The organism is Colwellia sp. MEBiC06753, assembly GCF_053470325.1.
Genome location: NZ_JBQMTM010000013.1, coordinates 106844 through 123558 on the forward strand (window position 1 = coordinate 106844; position 16715 = coordinate 123558).

Sequence of the window (16715 nt, forward strand, 5' to 3'; positions counted from 1 at the left end):
CTACTTCAATAAATAGTCTTTAAGTGCTGGAAAATCAGCCGCCATATCGACGGATAATATTTTCTCACCTGCACAATCGGCCAATTCTTTAGGCAAAGCAATTGGCTGACCTAAAGTACTCTCAACCACTTCTTTAAATTTCGCCGGATGGGCAGTACCTAGGAACACGCCAAACTCATTGTCATCACAATTTGCCAGTGCTTTAAAGGCAACTGCCGCATGTGGCTCGCTGATATAACCTAATTTATTCAGCCCTAAAATGGTTGATTGAGTTTGTTCTTCATCGACTGCGACGCCTTTAACACAATCATCAACAATACCTGATTTGATCATGTGTTCAACACGCGGCCAGTTATTCGGGTTACTCACATCCATCGCATTAGAAATGGTGGCAATGGTTGCTTTTGGCGTCCATTCACCAGTAGCTAAGTAGCGTGGCACGGTATCATTAACATTGGTTGCTGCAATAAAGCGTTTGATTGGTAGCCCCATAGCTTTTGCAAATAAGCCAGCAGTTAAGTTGCCAAAGTTGCCACTTGGCACTGAAAACACAATATCGTCAAGCTGCGGATTCTGGCGTTTTAATTGCGCTACTGCTTCAAAGTAATAGCACACTTGCGCTAATAAACGGCTGATATTAATCGAGTTTGCAGAGTTTAAACCAATGGCATCGGCAAGCGCTTTATCATCAAATGATTGTTTTACCAATGCCTGACAGTCATCAAAGCTACCATCAATGGCAATGGTTTCAATATTGTCACCAAGGGTTGTAAACATTTTTTCCTGTAACAGGCTGATTTTGCCTTTCGGATATAAAATCACCACGCGGATATTGTCTAAACCGTGAAAGGCATGAGCAACTGCTGCCCCGGTGTCACCTGAGGTTGCCGTTAAAATTGTAATTTTCTTGTCTTGACTAAAGGCTTGTAAGCATTGCGCCATAAAACGTGCGCCAAAGTCTTTAAATGCTAGCGTTGGCCCGTGGAACAGTTCTAACACTGCTCGCTGTTCGTTAATCGGCTGAATAAGTGCCGGAAAGTTAAAGGCGTTGGTAACAATTTCCAATAATTGCGCTTTAGATAAGTCACCTTCAACAAATGGCGCTAAAACTTGCACGCTGCGCTCAACCAAAGGCATAGACAATAGCTCATCGATATTATCGAGTGCAGGAATATTTTCAGGAAAAAATAGCCCTTGGTTTTTACCTAGCCCCTGCTTTACTGCCTGAGCAAAACTAACTTGTTCTTGGTTTTCTTTTAAATTATAAAACTTCACGTTTTCTTCCTTTGTTCTTTACAGGCAACGAGCACCGTTGCCATCAGCCTTACAAACATGAACAAAACCTAATGATGTTTGTAAGTAGTTTTCTTTGAGCCAGTTGGCGGTGTCATTAGCTGTTTGTTCATCATCAGTAACGGCAAATAACGTTGGACCAGAGCCTGAAATACCAACAGCTAAGCAATTGTTTTCTAACAGATAGGCTTTGGCATCAGCAAATCTAGGTAACAGCTGTTGGCGATAGGGCTCTGCTACTACATCAACAAAATGACCAAATGCTTGCGCTTTGTCCTGGCGGTAACAGGCATCAATAAACCCTGCTAACGTTTGACCATATTGAATGAGATCTTTTTTGCTGTACTCATTAGGCAATACTTCGCGCGCGGCTTTAGTTGACACTTCAATGCCAGGATAGGCCATCACATAAAAGCAATCATCAAAACTCGGCACAGTGCGAGTAATAATATTAGGATCGTTTATCATTAACTGTAAGCCACCTAAATAGCAAGGTGCCACATTATCGTAATGCAAGCTACCACTAATTTGCGCTTCCATTTGCCCCATCATTTTCAATAAGACATCAGGGGCGAAAAAATTATGGTAAAACTCATTTAACGCTTTAAGTGCAGCCACAACAGAGCAAGCACTTGATCCTAAGCCACTGCCAACTGGCATTTTTTTATCTAGCGTAATTTTAACTGCTTGTATTTTCTGATTGGTTTTTAGTAACGATTGATTAAATAAGGTTAAACAATGCCAAACTATATTATCTTGCGGATCTTTCGGCAGTTTATCGGCAAACTCGCCAACCACTAATAATTGATCGTGCTCGGCCGCTTCGATTGACACAACATCGCCTAACAAGGTGCCATCAACTGGCTGCACTGCTAAACCTAAAACATCAAAACCAACACTAACATTACCGATAGAGGCTGGAGCAAAAACTGAAATGGTCATTAGTGTTGTTGCTCCCAAGCTAACGTTCTTAAGACATCACCAAATACCCCAGCAGCCGTTACTGCCGCGCCAGCGCCATAACCACGTAAAACAAATGGTAGCGGTTGATAATAACGAGAATGAATAGCTAACGCGTTTTCACCATCTTTAATGGCATAAAGTGGATGTTCACGGCCAACCGCTTTTATCGCAACTTTGCATTTACCTTCATTAATCGTACCGATATAACGTAACACTTTCTCTTCAGCGCTGGCTTTAGCCACTTGCTCGGCAACGGTATTGTCTAATTGCGATAAATTATTCATAAAATCGCCAACACTGCCACTTGCATCAAAACTCATGGGTAATACAGAATCAACCTCAATATCACTAAGCTCAAGCGGCAGGCCTGCTTCACGCGCCATAATTAATAATTTTCTGGCGACATCCATACCGCTTAGATCATCACGAGGATCAGGCTCGGTAAAACCGTTCTCTTTAGCAATCGCAGTTGCCTCGGATAACGACATACCCTCTTCCAACTTACCAAAAATATATGATAATGAACCCGATAAAATACCTTCAAAGCGCAGGAGTTTGTCGCCAGCTTTCAATAAGTTTTGCAAGGTATCAATTACTGGCAAGCCTGCGCCAACTGTCGTTTCATATAAAAACCGACGATTAGTACTTTGCGCAGCTTTGCGCATTTCCTGATAATACTGCCACGAATCGGTATTGGCCTTCTTATTCGGAGTGACAATATGAAAACCTTCCGCTAGATAACGTGCATAATCTAGTGCTAATTTTTCATTTGAAGTTACATCCACCAGCACTGGGTTAATTAAGTGGTTGTTTCGAACAAACGCTTTAAGGTTATCAACATTTAATGATTCCGCTGGTTGCTCAAAAGACTGCTGCCAGTTCGATAAATCAATACCTTCGGCATTAAAAACCATGCCTTTTGAATTGGCTAAACCGTAAACCCGCAAATCAATATTTTGCTCCATCAAGCTTTGTTGTTGCTTGGCTATTTGATTGATCAATTCACTACCGACCACACCACAACCGACAATAAAGGCATCAATGGTTGGACGATGAGAGAAGAAGTTTTGATGACAAACTTTTAGTGCATCAGTACATTTACGCTGTTCAATTACCACAGAAATACTGCGCTCAGAAGAATCTTGAGCAATAGCGATGACATTAACTCGCGCTTGCGCTAATGACGAAAATAACTTAGCTGCCACACCACGCTGGTGGTGCATGCCATCACCGACTAGGGAAACGATTGATAAATTACTTTGCAAATCTATTGGCTCAAGTAGCCCATTAAGCAGCTCCAATTCAAACTCTTGCTTTAAGCGCTGCTCTGCAACAAACGCATCAACAGTATGAATACAAAAACTAATGCAGTATTCACTTGAAGACTGGCTGATCATTACTACCGATATATTTTCTCGGCTCATGGTTGCAAATACTCGAGAAGCCATGCCAACCATGCCTTTCATACCAGGGCCAGAAACATTGACCATAGTTAAATCATCAAGATTTGATATCGCTTTGACTTTACGCTGTTGGTCGGTCTCATTGGCAATGCGAGTACCTGGCGCAGATGGGTTTCCAGTATTCTTAATAAGGCAAGGAATATGATATTGAGCGATTGGGCCAATAGTTTTTGGGTGCAGTACTTTCGCACCAAAATAGGATAATTCCATCGCTTCTTGGTAGGATAAATAGCTTAGTAATTTGGCATCCTTAATCACGCGAGGATCGGCGTTATATACACCATTAACATCTGTCCAAATTTCACAACATTCAGCCTGAGCACATACTGCTAATACCGCGGCCGAATAATCAGAACCATTGCGGCCAAGTGTCGTAACTGCGCCTTTATCATTTACCCCAATAAATCCTGGCATAATCGCAATGGCAGCAGGCTGAGCATATTTCTGTTGGTAACGCTCTTTGCACAATACAAGATCTGCAACAGCATTTAGCGATACATCATTAGTAATGAGGAATTTTTCTGGCGCGATTTCTTCTGCAGGCAGATCTCGTGCCGCTAATACCGAAGATAATATTGCGACACTCAGTCGCTCACCGGTTGATATAATTTTTGCTCGAACATGATCAGGACAAAAGGCTAACAAATTAGCGCCTTTCATATAACGCTCTAACTGGTGCTCCCAGTGTGCTAAGGCTTGCTCTGCATGAACAGTTTCAAAAGTAGGGATAGTAGCGGACAAATCATCAATAATGGTGGCGATTGCTTGTTTAAAATGTTGTAGATCTTGTTGCATGCGCTGCTCATCAGCAATATTTTCTGTCATCGCTACCAAGTGATTTGTTACACCTTGCGGGGCAGAAACCACGATGGCTAGTTTTGAGCTTTTCGCCGCGGATTCAATAATATCGGCAACCGCCTTAAACCGTTCAGCGGATGCCAGCGAAGATCCACCAAATTTTAATACTCGCATTTTCCCTTCCTCTTAAAACAAAAAAGCCCGTGACCTTTTGGGTCACGGGCTTTGTAAAAATCTATTTTCTTTACACGTCAGCCAATGACCACCATCCCGTCAGGGTGGTAGTGGTAATAATGGTAATAATGTGGCTGTTAAATATACGCATGAAATTAAAATGCCATTGATATATTAGAATGTCAACTCTAAATTTATGAATAAAATAGTTATTATTGGAATAATCAATCAAAAAATATGAATAACCAATCAAATTTGATTAATTAAGAGCATTTGTTTAACTGAGTAGATAAACAAAGTTTATTACGGCCAGAAGACTTTGCTCGATAGAGCGCAGCATCGGTTTCACTAATTAAGTCTTCATAGCGTTCATGATTAGCATCAACTGATGAAATACCAAAACTAGCAGAAATTTCGATGGCTTTTCCATCATAAATTACCGGCTCTGAAGATAAAGCCTTACGAATTTTCTCTGCTACATCTGCCGCACCGAAGGCACTGGTTTCAGTCAGAATAACAGCAAACTCTTCACCGCCGTATCGACCAAATACATCCGCCTCTCGTAACATAGCTTGTACTCGCTCAGCAGTTTCCATTAGTACTAAGTCACCACATTGGTGTCCGTAATTGTCGTTAAGCTTCTTAAAATGATCTAGGTCGAACATGATCAAACTTAAGCTAGCGTTATAGCGCTTGGCACGATAAAACTCTTTCGCCAATGACTCTTCCCAGTATTTACGATTATACACTTTGGTTAAGCCGTCAATACGAGAAGTAAGTTCGAGCTCGTGCATCGTCACTTTTAACATTGACTGGTAATGACAAACATCGGTTGCATCCTCAATAAGAATACAGATACCGACGACCTCACCTTTGTCTCGATATGGCAAAAACGTACAGTTTTGCGCCATAAAGTGGCTGTCTGTGGTAATTGGGCGATTATGAGGTAGCTCTAATAAATGGTGACGCTGTTCCCAAGATGAGAAAGTTGGCGTACCAAGTTGCGTGACACTGGCAATTTTACGTTCAAACCAACGTTGTGGTATTTCAGGAAAAACCTGATAAATGGATTTTCCCTTTACTTGTGCCAAAGCTTTATTGGTATGAACCGCTAAAAAGCGATTCCAATTAATGACATTTAACGATAAGTCTAATAGTAATACACCAGAGTTTAGTTGATTAGTTACCTGGTCGAGCTCAATGTCAACGTTCATTAGTAGTCTTCCAATATTCGGTCAATTACTGCTTTTATATTATCAATTGCCGCTTCTGGTATCAGTAACACCATTTCACAATTAAACGAATAATCAGTGACTTGGTAATTAATATTAACTTTTAATGCCATATCCCAATCAAAAGATAATTGTTTCAAATGCGCACTTAGCGAGCCTTGAATATCAGACAATAATTTTGGTGCGCTATAAGACATTTGGTTTTCAATTTGCGCAGCAAAGACATTTAAGAAGGTTGTGGTTAAAATTGAGCTGATATCAATTAGCTGCTCTTCAACCGATAACTCGTCAGGCTCATAGCCAAGTAAATCACCTATGCGCTCTGAGTCTTCATGTTGATAAACCAGTAACGCTTCGCCGCGAATACCTTCATAGCCAAAAAAGCCTTGGCTAACCATAGCTATTGAACCTTCTTTCGATTCAAAACTGCTACTTAAACCTTGACCACTAACAAGATCAATACTGGGCACCGTCAAAAAAACAAAGGTATCAAGATATCTTGCTAACTGATCACTGGCTTGCCCCATGGCAACATTAATCAGTTCCTGCAAACAATCTTGTTGATCTTCGTTTAGTTCATAGGCCATTACATGATTCCGTGTTCTTGTAATACATCTACTAACGACTCAGCATTAATTGGTTTTCTTATAAACGCCTTTGCGCCTAAGCCTAAAACTTTGCTTTGCATTTCTGGTTGGATATCAGCTGAGATAACAAAAACTTTGACGTCAATTGCTTCATCTTTTATTGCTTGCAGCACACCAACGCCATCTAGTTCAGGCATGGTTAAGTCTAGAAACATGACATCGATTGGTTTATTTCTTAAAACATCGAGGGCTTCAAGGCCGTGTGTTGCCAGTTGAGTATCTACTTCCCAAGATTCAGGCAAACTTCTCAGCACTTGTTTACGGGCAAGATTGGAGTCATCACAAATTAAAACAGACGAGCTCATTAGGGGCTTATCCTTGTTATTATTATTTTTTAACCAGCCTAATCTAACCTAAATTTAAACAATTGTTAATGAAAAATAATCAATAATTGTAAGATTTTTGGACATCTTCGCCGATCATGAACACAAGAACATCAAACGAGCAAAAATTAATATTGGTAGCTCAACTTTATATAGCCACCAAAAAATAAACCCAAGCTAGGAACACTTTAATTTAAAAGGGTAGAAGCAATTTAATTAATAAAATAGAAAGTACAGCTGACACAATATATATAAATATCATTTTGATACTATTAGATGACAATTTCATGATCTATTCCCAGTTTGTGTAAAAAACAACTGCTTAAATTGACTATTTTTTCAACCATGCAAAAATTAATCCAACTAAAAAAGTCAAATAATGATTAACAACTTATTAATAATTCAATAATCGTTGATGTTGTTTTAACCACTGTTTTGCCAATTCCATCTCAGGAAAGTGTTGCTTTACCAATTGCCAAAATAAAGCAGAGTGATTTAAATGAATGAGGTGACATAGTTCATGTACAATGACATAGTCTATTACAAATTTCGGGCATGCTAGCAACCAAGTATTTAAGCAAACCTTACCCGATGCACTGCAACTGCCCCAGCGAGCTTTATACTTTCTTATTTTTAAAGTGCTTGGTGTTAAACCGGTTAAATTAGCCCACATTGCTAATCGTTCGGGTAAGTACTCAAGTGCATGTTCCTTGTAATAGCTATCGAGTTGTTGTGCTAACAGTTTAGTTAAAAAGCTTTGACTATCAGCACTATCAGATAGCTTATTCAACTGCCGCTGATGTAATGAAAACACCATCTGCTGTTCGACTATTTCGATACTGGTGTTTACTGAAGGCTGAATTTTTACTACATATTCATGCCCATTAAAAAATACTTTCCCTCCTTCTCGCACACCATACTCTTGATGAGAGAGTTGCTGTGCAGTTTGCTGTTGCACCTTTTCTGCTAACCAAGCTGATTTTTCTAGAACAAAGGCATGGATAAATTTTTCATCAACAAAAAAAGGGGCACGTACTATGACCTGCCCTTTTTTAACTTGTAATCCAAGTGTTTTTCGCTGTTGACTTCTGATCAATGTATAGTGAGGTGTTGAAGTCTCAGCAAAAGCTGGCGTTGATGATTTCAGCCAAGACATTAACTGGCTTCGCTAAGCGGTTCGTCTTCTACTGCTTTTAACTTTTTAGCAGTTTTCGCTGCTGTAGGCTTTGGCGCTGGTTTAGGTTTTTTCGCTTGCAACGCTATCAGAACATCTTCACGGTGCTGAGCTAAATAAATGCTTAAATCTTCAAGCATATTTTCAGGTAACTCAATCGGCGACTTGGTAAACATTTCCGACAAGTTATCCGCCATATCCAACATTTTGTCGTATTCATCTGCGGCTTTCTTATCCATAAATGTTTGCACCTCCACACCATTTCTAATAACAACAAATCGACTTTCAACTGCCATGCGTTTCCCTCATTCACCCGATCGCATTAACTGATAAATAATGCACAATAAACTGTATGAATCAACAGTAACACAATTTTTTGAATATACCAACAGCTCGATCAACAAGCATTGTGGTGTTTCCAGGACATTTAAAATGTTTCCAGCGATAATGTCTTTTATATATTCAACGAGTTAAGTCAAAAACCACTGGTTTTAGCGGTTTTATTTTGGGGTTTGGATAGTTTTTCTTGGGGTCATATTTTTTTGACTAATTTAGGTATTTGAATCGATTACTTTTAAGGTAACTAGATCGTAATTCACAATCTTCTCATTAGCACAAGCCAGTGATCTGTTTAGCTCATTACAGCCTTTCAGATAAATCTATTATTCCTTCATAGGAGGTGATTTTAAATCCCTGATTATCAGTAGTTAATGTTTGTGTTGAAGCGGTCTCTCGCTTTTTAAGCGTAACTTGTACCTTGGAAAGTGGTCGTTCTGTTTTTTGTGAAGTCACAATAATGGTTAGTGCGCCGGGAGCCTCTGCTGCGTAGGAAAACAGTGGTACGCTAAAAAGTACTACCCACAAAGCCAACCTCGAAAGCTTATTACCTTGCCAACTCATAATAACCTTCCTCTACTTATTGACCATAATGCCTGATTCAATTGCTTGCTCATATCGTCTTCCTCCAACATTTAAGCAAATTAAATTGATGAGATGATGGGATATTAGCAAACCTAATGTGACTAAAATGTCACCAAAATGTGGATGTCACAGGGCCGATAAATAGTAGGATATTAATAGAGGAAATATTTGTTCAACCCGTCGGTTTGTGTTAACAATTCGGTGTCATTATCAAACTAACGTGGTTTGGACATTTTTAAGATCATTAATGTCCGCTTCATGCTCAAAAGTGCCAGAAGACAGAGAGAAGGTTTACTCTAGTACAACATGTAGATCTAATTTTTTTTCACCTCTTAAAATACCAATCAAGACAGCCTCACCTATTTCAAAATTATCCAGCTCTGACAACAAAGACTTAACGTTCGTCACTTTTTTACCATTTACTGATTGAATTACATCTCCCAAGGTAATACCAAACGGGGTAACTTGTGCGCTTTGCAGATCAGCTTTAAATGCTGGCGAATTAGGAGCAATTTCTAATATGGCAACACCCTGGATACCCAACTGTCTGCTTATTTGCCTGTTAATATCATCGTCTATTGATATTCCAAGAGACGGCCTTGTGTAACGACCAGTAGCAATAAGTTGAGGGATAACGCGATTAACAGTATCAACGGGTACCGCAAAACCAATTCCAGCATAGGCTCCGGATGGACTATAAATAGCGGTATTAATGCCGATTAGTCTGCCAGCACTATCGAGTAAGGGGCCGCCAGAATTTCCCGGATTAATTGCCGCATCAGTTTGAATAAGGTTATTAATAATTAAATCTGAATCGGCGGAGAGAGACCTGTTAAGGGCGGAGACGATGCCACTGGTTAATGTGTAATCCAAGCCAAATGGATTACCAATCGCAAACACTGACTGCCCAACTTGTAAATCATCACTTGTACCAATAGGAACCGCAGGTGGTAAGTCCAACTTTACGTCTATTTTAAGTACCGCCAAGTCATGATTTGGGCTGACCCCCACTAAACTGGCGGAGTAAGTTCGCCCATCATTGAGTCGAATGTTGGCTTCTGATGCTCCTTCAATAACGTGGTAGTTAGTAACGATGTGCCCAAATTTATCCCAAATAAATCCAGAGCCCGTGCCACGAGGTACTTTTCGCACATCACGACGCCAAAAACTTCTAACCGCTTTACTTGTGGATATATAAACAACAGCGGGGCTAGCCTGGTTAAAAATATCTATGGTAGATTTTTCTATATCGGCTAGCTCACCTCTTGCTGAAACAGCTCGTGGCTGTGCATTTTGGTGGATAAGATATTTTTCAAATACGGGCAGCAATAAATTTAGCAAATACATGGCAACGATTAACCACAATACTAATCGTAAGAACTTTAAAAAATTTAATTTGCTGTCCATATGTCACCTTTTACTCTAAATTTCTTTCGTTAAGCACTGCAAAATTTTTCCTTATCTTTGCCAGTGCTTTTTCTTCTATTTGTCTTACTCGCTCTTGCGAAACGCCATATTTGTCAGAAAAATATTTTTGCGTTAACTTTTCTTTTGCTAACCATCTGTTTTCAATAATATCCCTTGAACGATCATCTAGCTCTTCTATTAATGATTTGGCATGTTTGAATGCTTTTTCTGTGAAATCTTGCCGCATCAATTTAGCTGTAAAAGGTTCAGATTTATCTTCTAATATAAAGTCAGAACTGCCATTATTATCATCTTCGTCATTTACTGACGAATTGATATAAAAGTCTGGATGCGCAAGCTGCACTTCCATGTCGGAAATATCTTCTTCAGTTACTTGCAGTTGCTCTGCAATATCATTCTTTTCCTTATAGGATAACCATTGCGTACTCGACTTAAGTTTACGTAAATTAAAAAACAGTTTTCGTTTTGCCTTTGTGGTTGTCGCCTTAACTAAACGCCAGTTCCTTATGACATATTCTTGAATTTCAGCTTTAATGTAATACACAGCAAAGCTAGACAACCTCACGCCAAAATCTAAACTAAATTTCTTTACCGACTTCATCAAGCCAATAGTACCCTCTTGTACTAAGTCATCTAAAGGTAAACCGTAGCCTTTATAGCTTTTAGCAATATATGCGACGAACCTTAAATGCGAGAGCACGAGCTTTTGTGCTGATGCTAAATCATTTCGTTGCTGATAGTTTTCAAATAAAAACTTTTCTTGCTGCTCATCCACTACGGGTTGGCTATTCACATAGGATAAATAAGCTTCAAAACTACCTGTATTTTGGAGCACAGGTATTAGCTGAGTTGTCATGCTGACCTCCTTACTTCTGTGAACTGTTTGCCAACACAAAATTAAGAAAACGAGGATCAAACTGTTTGTTCCCCGGCATCAGCTTATTTAGCTCTCGATGTACTTTTTTCTCATATTGAGATTTGAGCAGGTAAGTTTGCCCCTTACGGTCGCTTTTCACGCTCGCCTTTGCTAAAGAGTTGGAGCTTGCTTGACTCTCCTTGACTGTCGAGAAAACTGATAGGCCAATACCAGCAATAATTGCCAGCGAAATAAGTAATACTTTAATTGTCGGTATGTAAATTGAAGTCATAATATATCCTCACTATAAGCAATATAAAATAAGTTCAAAATATCGTGCTTATGTAGAGATTAACTGCCTAAGCCACGAATTAAATTTCAGTTATAGTTAATGGGGAAGCACGCTTCCCCACAAGTTTAAAACACAATCTAATTGGATAGTTACTTATTCTGATGCAACGTCAGACTTTTCCTCCTCCTGTGGCGTTTCGACTGAAACAAATTTCTCTAATGATAAGTTCGCTAAAGCTTCATATTTAGGCTTTGCCAATGTAAACCATTGATTGACATCATCTCTTTTCACAAAGTAGCGCTCTTCATCAGCAGCAAATGAAAATACGTATTGCGTATTTTGATCATTTTTTACGGTCAACGTATTTGTCGCTGTAGGCGTCTTCTTAGCGATACCTGAGACAGATAAATTGGTTAACTGATTGACGAAATTTTCAACAGATGATTCATCAAGTACTTGTTGTTTACTGAGAGCTGAAGGAGGTGCTAATTGCCAAATATCGTCATTCTTAGTGAGGTTTACCACTGAGTGGTGTATCTCTTTAATACTATCAATAGACAACATTGATTTATCGAACCAACTATTGGGGTCGACATTGACTTGATATGCACCGTATTCGATAGAATAAACGTCATTGTCAGCTAAGTTTCTTGCAAAAAGTTGCTTAAAGCTTGGCGACTTACCAAGCAATAAGGTTTGTTTATGTCCATCGCTGTCAGTAAACTCAACTTGCTTCTCAAAGTCGTTAGCACTGACCTTAAAACGTTCATGGCTATTTTCTGTGCTCGTGACAGGCCATGAAACTTGGGTATTGACTAACTGATTAGCTATCGCATCTACCTTACTATTTACCAGTGTTATTGCTGGGTAGTTTTCGAGTCGCCAACGCTCGTTTTCCTTGATAAACGAAAGCGTTTCATCTCCTTCTGTTATGCTGATCTTATTAAGTTTATTTGAATCCACCTCAACCAGTAGTCGTGATTCCATGCTGCTCATGGCATTGGAATCGTAAAATAACAATATGCCTGCTAAAGCAAGCTGCAATGTGAGAAACGCGGTTAATACAAGTATTTGTTTGTTCATGCTCTATCTCCTATTACATTGCTATTGTGTTAACCAAGTTAAGTATTGACGTTGTTTTCGTATTCTTCTTTGGCGATCCCATAAACCAATACCTGCCAGTAGGATAAAAGCTAGGACGTAGTTACCGTATTCCCAGAACAACTGTTCGCTATGCTCCATTGGTGGTAGCGTACGATTGAAGTTGCCTCGTGAACGGATGCTCATTAACGCTCTGTCTTCTAGTGACCAATCGATTGAATTGACTAAAAGCTGTAGGCTGTTTAAGTAATCTGTTTGTGATACACCACCGGTAAACTGCAATACTTGATCTTGTACAAAATCATTTGAACTAAACAGGATAATACGAGCACTATCTGGCGCATGTTTGATCACACTGCTGACATCCAGTTGAGCAGTATTTTCAGCTAGCGTATCTTCACTTTGCGCTTGCTTGTCAGCATCCTCTGATGTTTCTTCAGTTAGCGCTTGTTTTGCTCCCTCTTTGACAAGTAAAGGCGAGTCTTTATCGGCAAAGTAGGAAGAGAATCTTCCTTGTGCAATGACTCCCATTAAGTGCTCTTTTGTTTCTCCTTCAGCGGTATAACTTGTTTCTCCTAACTGGTTTACTTTAGGCATGATATCTAGCGATGATGAAGTCCATGCTTTGTCAGAGCTAGTAATTAAAGGTGTAAAATTAATACCTTCTTTGGTTTCATCAAGCGTAATAGGTGATGACCATGCCATTGTCAGTTGAGGTAGTTCTGATGTGATAAGATTATCTTGATTCAAACCTTTACGTACATCAGTAAAGTATGGGTAGTCCAACATACGCATTTCTTGTAATTGGAAACCACCAACATTTCGAGTAACAGGTATCGGGAAAGCCGCATTGCTGGCATCCATTACCAGAGAATGTTCAACGGTCAACCCATGATGTATTAACCAGTCTTCAAGGCCACTGTTTACCGTTGTCATTGATAGACTTCTACCCGTAAAATTGACGCTGTAAGGAGATGTAGCCGCGATAACCGTGCCGCCCTTCATTAAGAACTGATCTACAGCAAACAACTGCTTTTCATCTAATGATTTTGGCGATACTAACATCAGAATGTCTGCTTCGCCTGATACAGAGCCATCAGATAAGTCTTCATTCAACACATTTAACTCAGCCCCTAACATTCGTTCTAATTGCTTAAAACTTGCTTGTGGCATACCGTATGCAGCATATGGTGTCGCTGCAGGAGTTACTAAGGCGACATTTTTGGTAAAGCCTGTAGCAAAACGTTTGATTGCGGCATCTAAGTTGCGCTCAAAACTTGATTCACTAAAGTCATCAAGCGGAATTTGAACGATTTGGTCGCCACCAGATAACGTCAGATAAAAATAGAAGGCGTTATCTGAAAAGAGACTAGTTGCCATAGGCTGGAAGCCGAATTCATCGGAAATTTTTTGAGCGACCTCACCTGCCCCAGCTTCGGGTTCGATAAACTCTACCTTGAATTTATTCGCAGATTTTTGACTAACGCTTTCTAATTGCTTGGTAATGGTGGCTTTGAATTGTGCTAGTTGCTCAGGCAGTTTGTCGTTTGCTGAAACATAACCTGTAAAAGTAAGGTTTTGTTTTACCGTATCAAAAAGGTTTCCTGCACTTTGGTAATCTTGCAATACGGTTTTAATCGCACGTGTCACATCATGCTCAGGGTTACGCAGCAAAACTTCTACGTCAGACTCGGCACGTGCATTCACTTCAATAAGGTCTCTAAAACCAAGTACTTTGTGCTCATCACCATATTGCACTAATACATTAAAGTATGAGCTAACAATGGAAGCCTGATAGCGGTCTGCAACTTGGAACGGCATTGGTTTAATACCAAACTTTGTGTTCGCCTCTTCTTCCAGTTCTGGGTGCTGTTGAGGATCAACAAACTCAACACGCACTCTTCCTTTAGCTGCCACTTCATACTCTTGAAGTAAATCTTTCACTTGCGGAACAAGGGGGGCTAAAAGAGGGTGCGTTTTTTGACTAAAGTAACCTCGAATGAGCATTGGCTCTTGAAGTTGTGCTAAGTAAATTTTAGTCGCTTCAGAGATAGAATACTGTTTACCCGCTGTTGTATCTAAACGTAATTGCGGTAGTTGCCCTAACCATAAATTCGCAGCAAGTAAATTCACACAAAATAAAGCAGTGATATATTGCCATTGTTTATGATGGCTGACCTTCTGGTTGCTCTTGTTCTCGGCATTACTCCAGCGTTCCTTCTCTAAAAAGTAAGTATTTAACGCTAAAAAGACGATGGTAAGCGAGATATAGTAATAAAGATCTCTTACATCAATGACGCCACGGGTTATATCTTCGAATCGAGATCCTGTACCAAGCTGACGCAAGAACTCAGCACTTTGTTGAGAGAAGAAATCAGTGACGGCAGCAGTACCAATGAAATAGAATAAACCACCAATAATGCAAGCAGTGATCATACTAACGATTTGATTATCACTTCGGGCAGAGACCGCAAGCCCAATCGCTATATAAGCACTACCTAACAATAAGACAGCTATATAGCCTGAAATAACGGGTCCCCAATCAAGCTCGCCAATAATGCTTACCGTTATTGGTAAAGGAATTGTGATCAAAAGTGCAATGCTTAGCAGTGAAAGGCACCCTAAAAACTTCCCAGCAACAAAATGCCATAATGGAACAGAGAGCGTGTGAACATACTCAATTGTTCCGCTGCGTCTCTCTTCACTCCAAAGCTTCATGGTTAATGTCGAGCATAAGAAAATGAGTAACAATGGCATCCATTCAAACATTGGTCGCACATCGGCAATGTTTCTCGAAAAAAATGCTTCCCCCCAAAAAAAGATAAATAGTGTTACCGCAGCAAAGGCACCGATAAATAGATAAGCGATAGGTGAGGTAAAAAACAGCGCTATTTCTTTTTTCGCAATCCGAAGCGTATTGAATTTGGCCGATTGGTTAGGCTGCATTTGACACCTCCTTACCTGTTTTTTCTTTGTTTTTATTTTTACTGACAAACTGGTCGCTATTGATTTGATTAAAGACGGTTTCTAGGTCACGTTTTTGTGGGTACAAGGCAAATAGGCTGGCACCTGATTCAATAATCGCTTTACAGATATCACTACCAATGACACGAGAAAAACCTTGTTTTGACATTTCAACAAGCAGCTTTCCGTCCTCAACTTCAGCGACAGATTCTACGCCTGATACGTTGTTAATCAGTTCAAAATCTGTACAGTCGGTTTCAACAACAAGGTGCCTGCTATGTTGCAAAGCTTCGAGTTTTTCATCGAGCACCAGTTGACCTGATTTAAGGATCAATACACGGTCGCATAGTGCATTGACTTCTTGCATGATATGCGTTGATAAAATAACCGTCGCATTTTGTGCAATATCTTTGATCAGCTTGCGCATATGCTGGGTTTGCTCGGGATCTAAGCCATTGGTTGGCTCATCAAGAATAAGCAGTTTCGGGTTGCCTAATATCGCTTGTGCTACGCCTACTCGTTGTTTATAGCCTCTAGACAAGGTATCGATAGGTGCGAGAAGTTTTGCTGATAAATCTGTAGCCTGAATGACTCGTTTTATTTCAGCCACCTTTTGGTTTGCGGTTAACCCTTTTAAATCAGCAGCATAGTCCAGATACTCCGCAACAGTCATCTCAGGGTAAACGGGTAAATTTTCTGGTAAATAGCCCAAGTGTTGTTGCAGTAATTTTGCATTGTTGTTTAGTGAAATGCCATCAAGGGAAACGTCTCCCTTATCAGCTTCCAAGTAGCCACTGACTATTTTCATAATGGTGGTTTTACCCGCACCGTTATGTCCTAAAAGACCAATAATTTCGCCTTTTTTAATTGAAAAACTCACATCATCTACAGCGATAAAACTGCCATAGCTGCGAGTTAAATTTCTCACATTAAGCATGGTAGTCTCCAACGTTTACTGGATGATATTTTTTGTTTTTATAGTGTTTGAATGTTGAGTGACATCATTTGCACATGCACCTCTATACGGCACATTGGAAAGGGTCGAAAAATACATTGTTATAGTCTCCATAGTTGCAGGGGGAAATT

The 16715-nt window shown here is 39.8% G+C and carries 15 protein-coding genes; all 15 read right to left on the minus strand.

The features are described 5' to 3' along the window. The 15 genes from thrC to ACOB82_RS11620 all read right to left on the minus strand — a co-directional run bounded on the left by thrC (position 1) and on the right by ACOB82_RS11620 (position 16566). Positions 1-1275: a threonine synthase gene (gene thrC / locus ACOB82_RS11550; RefSeq protein WP_448213146.1), complete on the minus strand. Its 1275-nt coding sequence runs from the start codon at positions 1273-1275 to the stop codon at positions 1-3. An 18-nt stretch (positions 1276-1293) separates the two neighbouring features. Further along, the gene (thrB, locus tag ACOB82_RS11555; RefSeq protein ID WP_448213147.1) at positions 1294-2235 is read right to left on the minus strand and encodes a homoserine kinase; all 942 of its coding nucleotides are present in this window, start codon (positions 2233-2235) and stop codon (positions 1294-1296) included. Continuing rightward, entirely contained in the window at positions 2235-4691 is a 2457-nt protein-coding gene (gene thrA / locus ACOB82_RS11560; protein ID WP_448213148.1) for a bifunctional aspartate kinase/homoserine dehydrogenase I, read from the minus strand. Before thrA ends, thrB begins: the two co-directional genes overlap by 1 nt. Before the next feature lie 263 nt (positions 4692-4954). Then, entirely contained in the window at positions 4955-5905 is a 951-nt protein-coding gene (locus ACOB82_RS11565) for a diguanylate cyclase (RefSeq protein WP_448213149.1), read from the minus strand. Then, positions 5905-6510: a chemotaxis protein gene (locus ACOB82_RS11570; RefSeq protein ID WP_448213150.1), complete on the minus strand. Its 606-nt coding sequence runs from the start codon at positions 6508-6510 to the stop codon at positions 5905-5907. The genes ACOB82_RS11565 and ACOB82_RS11570 overlap by 1 nt, the downstream gene beginning before the upstream one ends. Next, a complete protein-coding gene (locus tag ACOB82_RS11575; protein WP_448213151.1) occupies positions 6510-6875 on the minus strand; it encodes a response regulator in 366 nt (121 codons plus the stop codon). Before ACOB82_RS11575 ends, ACOB82_RS11570 begins: the two co-directional genes overlap by 1 nt. A 412-nt stretch (positions 6876-7287) precedes the next feature. Then, positions 7288-8049 (minus strand): M48 family metallopeptidase, encoded by a 762-nt coding sequence (locus ACOB82_RS11580; protein WP_448213152.1) that lies wholly within the window; start codon positions 8047-8049, stop codon positions 7288-7290. Beyond that, complete coding sequence (locus ACOB82_RS11585; protein ID WP_448213153.1) at positions 8049-8363, minus strand: YebG family protein; 315 nt, start codon at positions 8361-8363, stop codon at positions 8049-8051. Before ACOB82_RS11585 ends, ACOB82_RS11580 begins: the two co-directional genes overlap by 1 nt. 343 nt (positions 8364-8706) lie before the next feature. Next, positions 8707-8967, minus strand: a complete 261-nt coding sequence (locus ACOB82_RS11590; RefSeq protein ID WP_448213154.1) for a hypothetical protein — start codon at positions 8965-8967, stop codon at positions 8707-8709. A gap of 312 nt (positions 8968-9279) precedes the next feature. Further along, positions 9280-10395, minus strand: coding sequence for a S1C family serine protease (locus tag ACOB82_RS11595; RefSeq protein ID WP_448213155.1), 1116 nt, complete (start codon positions 10393-10395; stop codon positions 9280-9282). Positions 10396-10405: 10 nt separating this feature from the next. Beyond that, positions 10406-11272 carry an RNA polymerase factor sigma-32 gene (locus tag ACOB82_RS11600; RefSeq protein ID WP_448213156.1) on the minus strand — a complete coding sequence of 289 codons (867 nt, stop codon included), beginning with the start codon at positions 11270-11272 and terminating at the stop codon, positions 10406-10408. A 10-nt stretch (positions 11273-11282) separates the two neighbouring features. Further along, complete coding sequence (locus ACOB82_RS11605; RefSeq protein WP_448213157.1) at positions 11283-11564, minus strand: hypothetical protein; 282 nt, start codon at positions 11562-11564, stop codon at positions 11283-11285. 153 nt (positions 11565-11717) lie between these two features. Beyond that, complete coding sequence (locus tag ACOB82_RS11610) at positions 11718-12647, minus strand: DUF4340 domain-containing protein (RefSeq protein WP_448213158.1); 930 nt, start codon at positions 12645-12647, stop codon at positions 11718-11720. A 21-nt stretch (positions 12648-12668) separates the two neighbouring features. Beyond that, positions 12669-15611: a Gldg family protein gene (locus ACOB82_RS11615; RefSeq protein WP_448213159.1), complete on the minus strand. Its 2943-nt coding sequence runs from the start codon at positions 15609-15611 to the stop codon at positions 12669-12671. Beyond that, positions 15601-16566, minus strand: coding sequence for an ABC transporter ATP-binding protein (locus ACOB82_RS11620; protein ID WP_448213160.1), 966 nt, complete (start codon positions 16564-16566; stop codon positions 15601-15603). Before ACOB82_RS11620 ends, ACOB82_RS11615 begins: the two co-directional genes overlap by 11 nt. Positions 16567-16715 lie beyond the last annotated feature (149 nt).

Coding starts and splice junctions, on each gene's coding strand:
- ACOB82_RS11580 (WP_448213152.1), bottom strand. CDS start 8,049: ATGTCTTGGCTGAAATCATCAACGCCAGCTTTTGCTGAGACTTCAACA.
- thrA (WP_448213148.1), bottom strand. CDS start 4,691: ATGCGAGTATTAAAATTTGGTGGATCTTCGCTGGCATCCGCTGAACGG.
- thrB (WP_448213147.1), bottom strand. CDS start 2,235: ATGACCATTTCAGTTTTTGCTCCAGCCTCTATCGGTAATGTTAGTGTT.
- ACOB82_RS11620 (WP_448213160.1), bottom strand. CDS start 16,566: ATGCTTAATGTGAGAAATTTAACTCGCAGCTATGGCAGTTTTATCGCT.
- ACOB82_RS11615 (WP_448213159.1), bottom strand. CDS start 15,611: ATGCAGCCTAACCAATCGGCCAAATTCAATACGCTTCGGATTGCGAAA.
- ACOB82_RS11565 (WP_448213149.1), bottom strand. CDS start 5,905: ATGAACGTTGACATTGAGCTCGACCAGGTAACTAATCAACTAAACTCT.
- ACOB82_RS11590 (WP_448213154.1), bottom strand. CDS start 8,967: ATGAGTTGGCAAGGTAATAAGCTTTCGAGGTTGGCTTTGTGGGTAGTA.
- ACOB82_RS11570 (WP_448213150.1), bottom strand. CDS start 6,510: ATGGCCTATGAACTAAACGAAGATCAACAAGATTGTTTGCAGGAACTG.
- ACOB82_RS11575 (WP_448213151.1), bottom strand. CDS start 6,875: ATGAGCTCGTCTGTTTTAATTTGTGATGACTCCAATCTTGCCCGTAAA.
- ACOB82_RS11605 (WP_448213157.1), bottom strand. CDS start 11,564: ATGACTTCAATTTACATACCGACAATTAAAGTATTACTTATTTCGCTG.
- ACOB82_RS11585 (WP_448213153.1), bottom strand. CDS start 8,363: ATGGCAGTTGAAAGTCGATTTGTTGTTATTAGAAATGGTGTGGAGGTG.
- ACOB82_RS11600 (WP_448213156.1), bottom strand. CDS start 11,272: ATGACAACTCAGCTAATACCTGTGCTCCAAAATACAGGTAGTTTTGAA.
- ACOB82_RS11610 (WP_448213158.1), bottom strand. CDS start 12,647: ATGAACAAACAAATACTTGTATTAACCGCGTTTCTCACATTGCAGCTT.
- ACOB82_RS11595 (WP_448213155.1), bottom strand. CDS start 10,395: ATGGACAGCAAATTAAATTTTTTAAAGTTCTTACGATTAGTATTGTGG.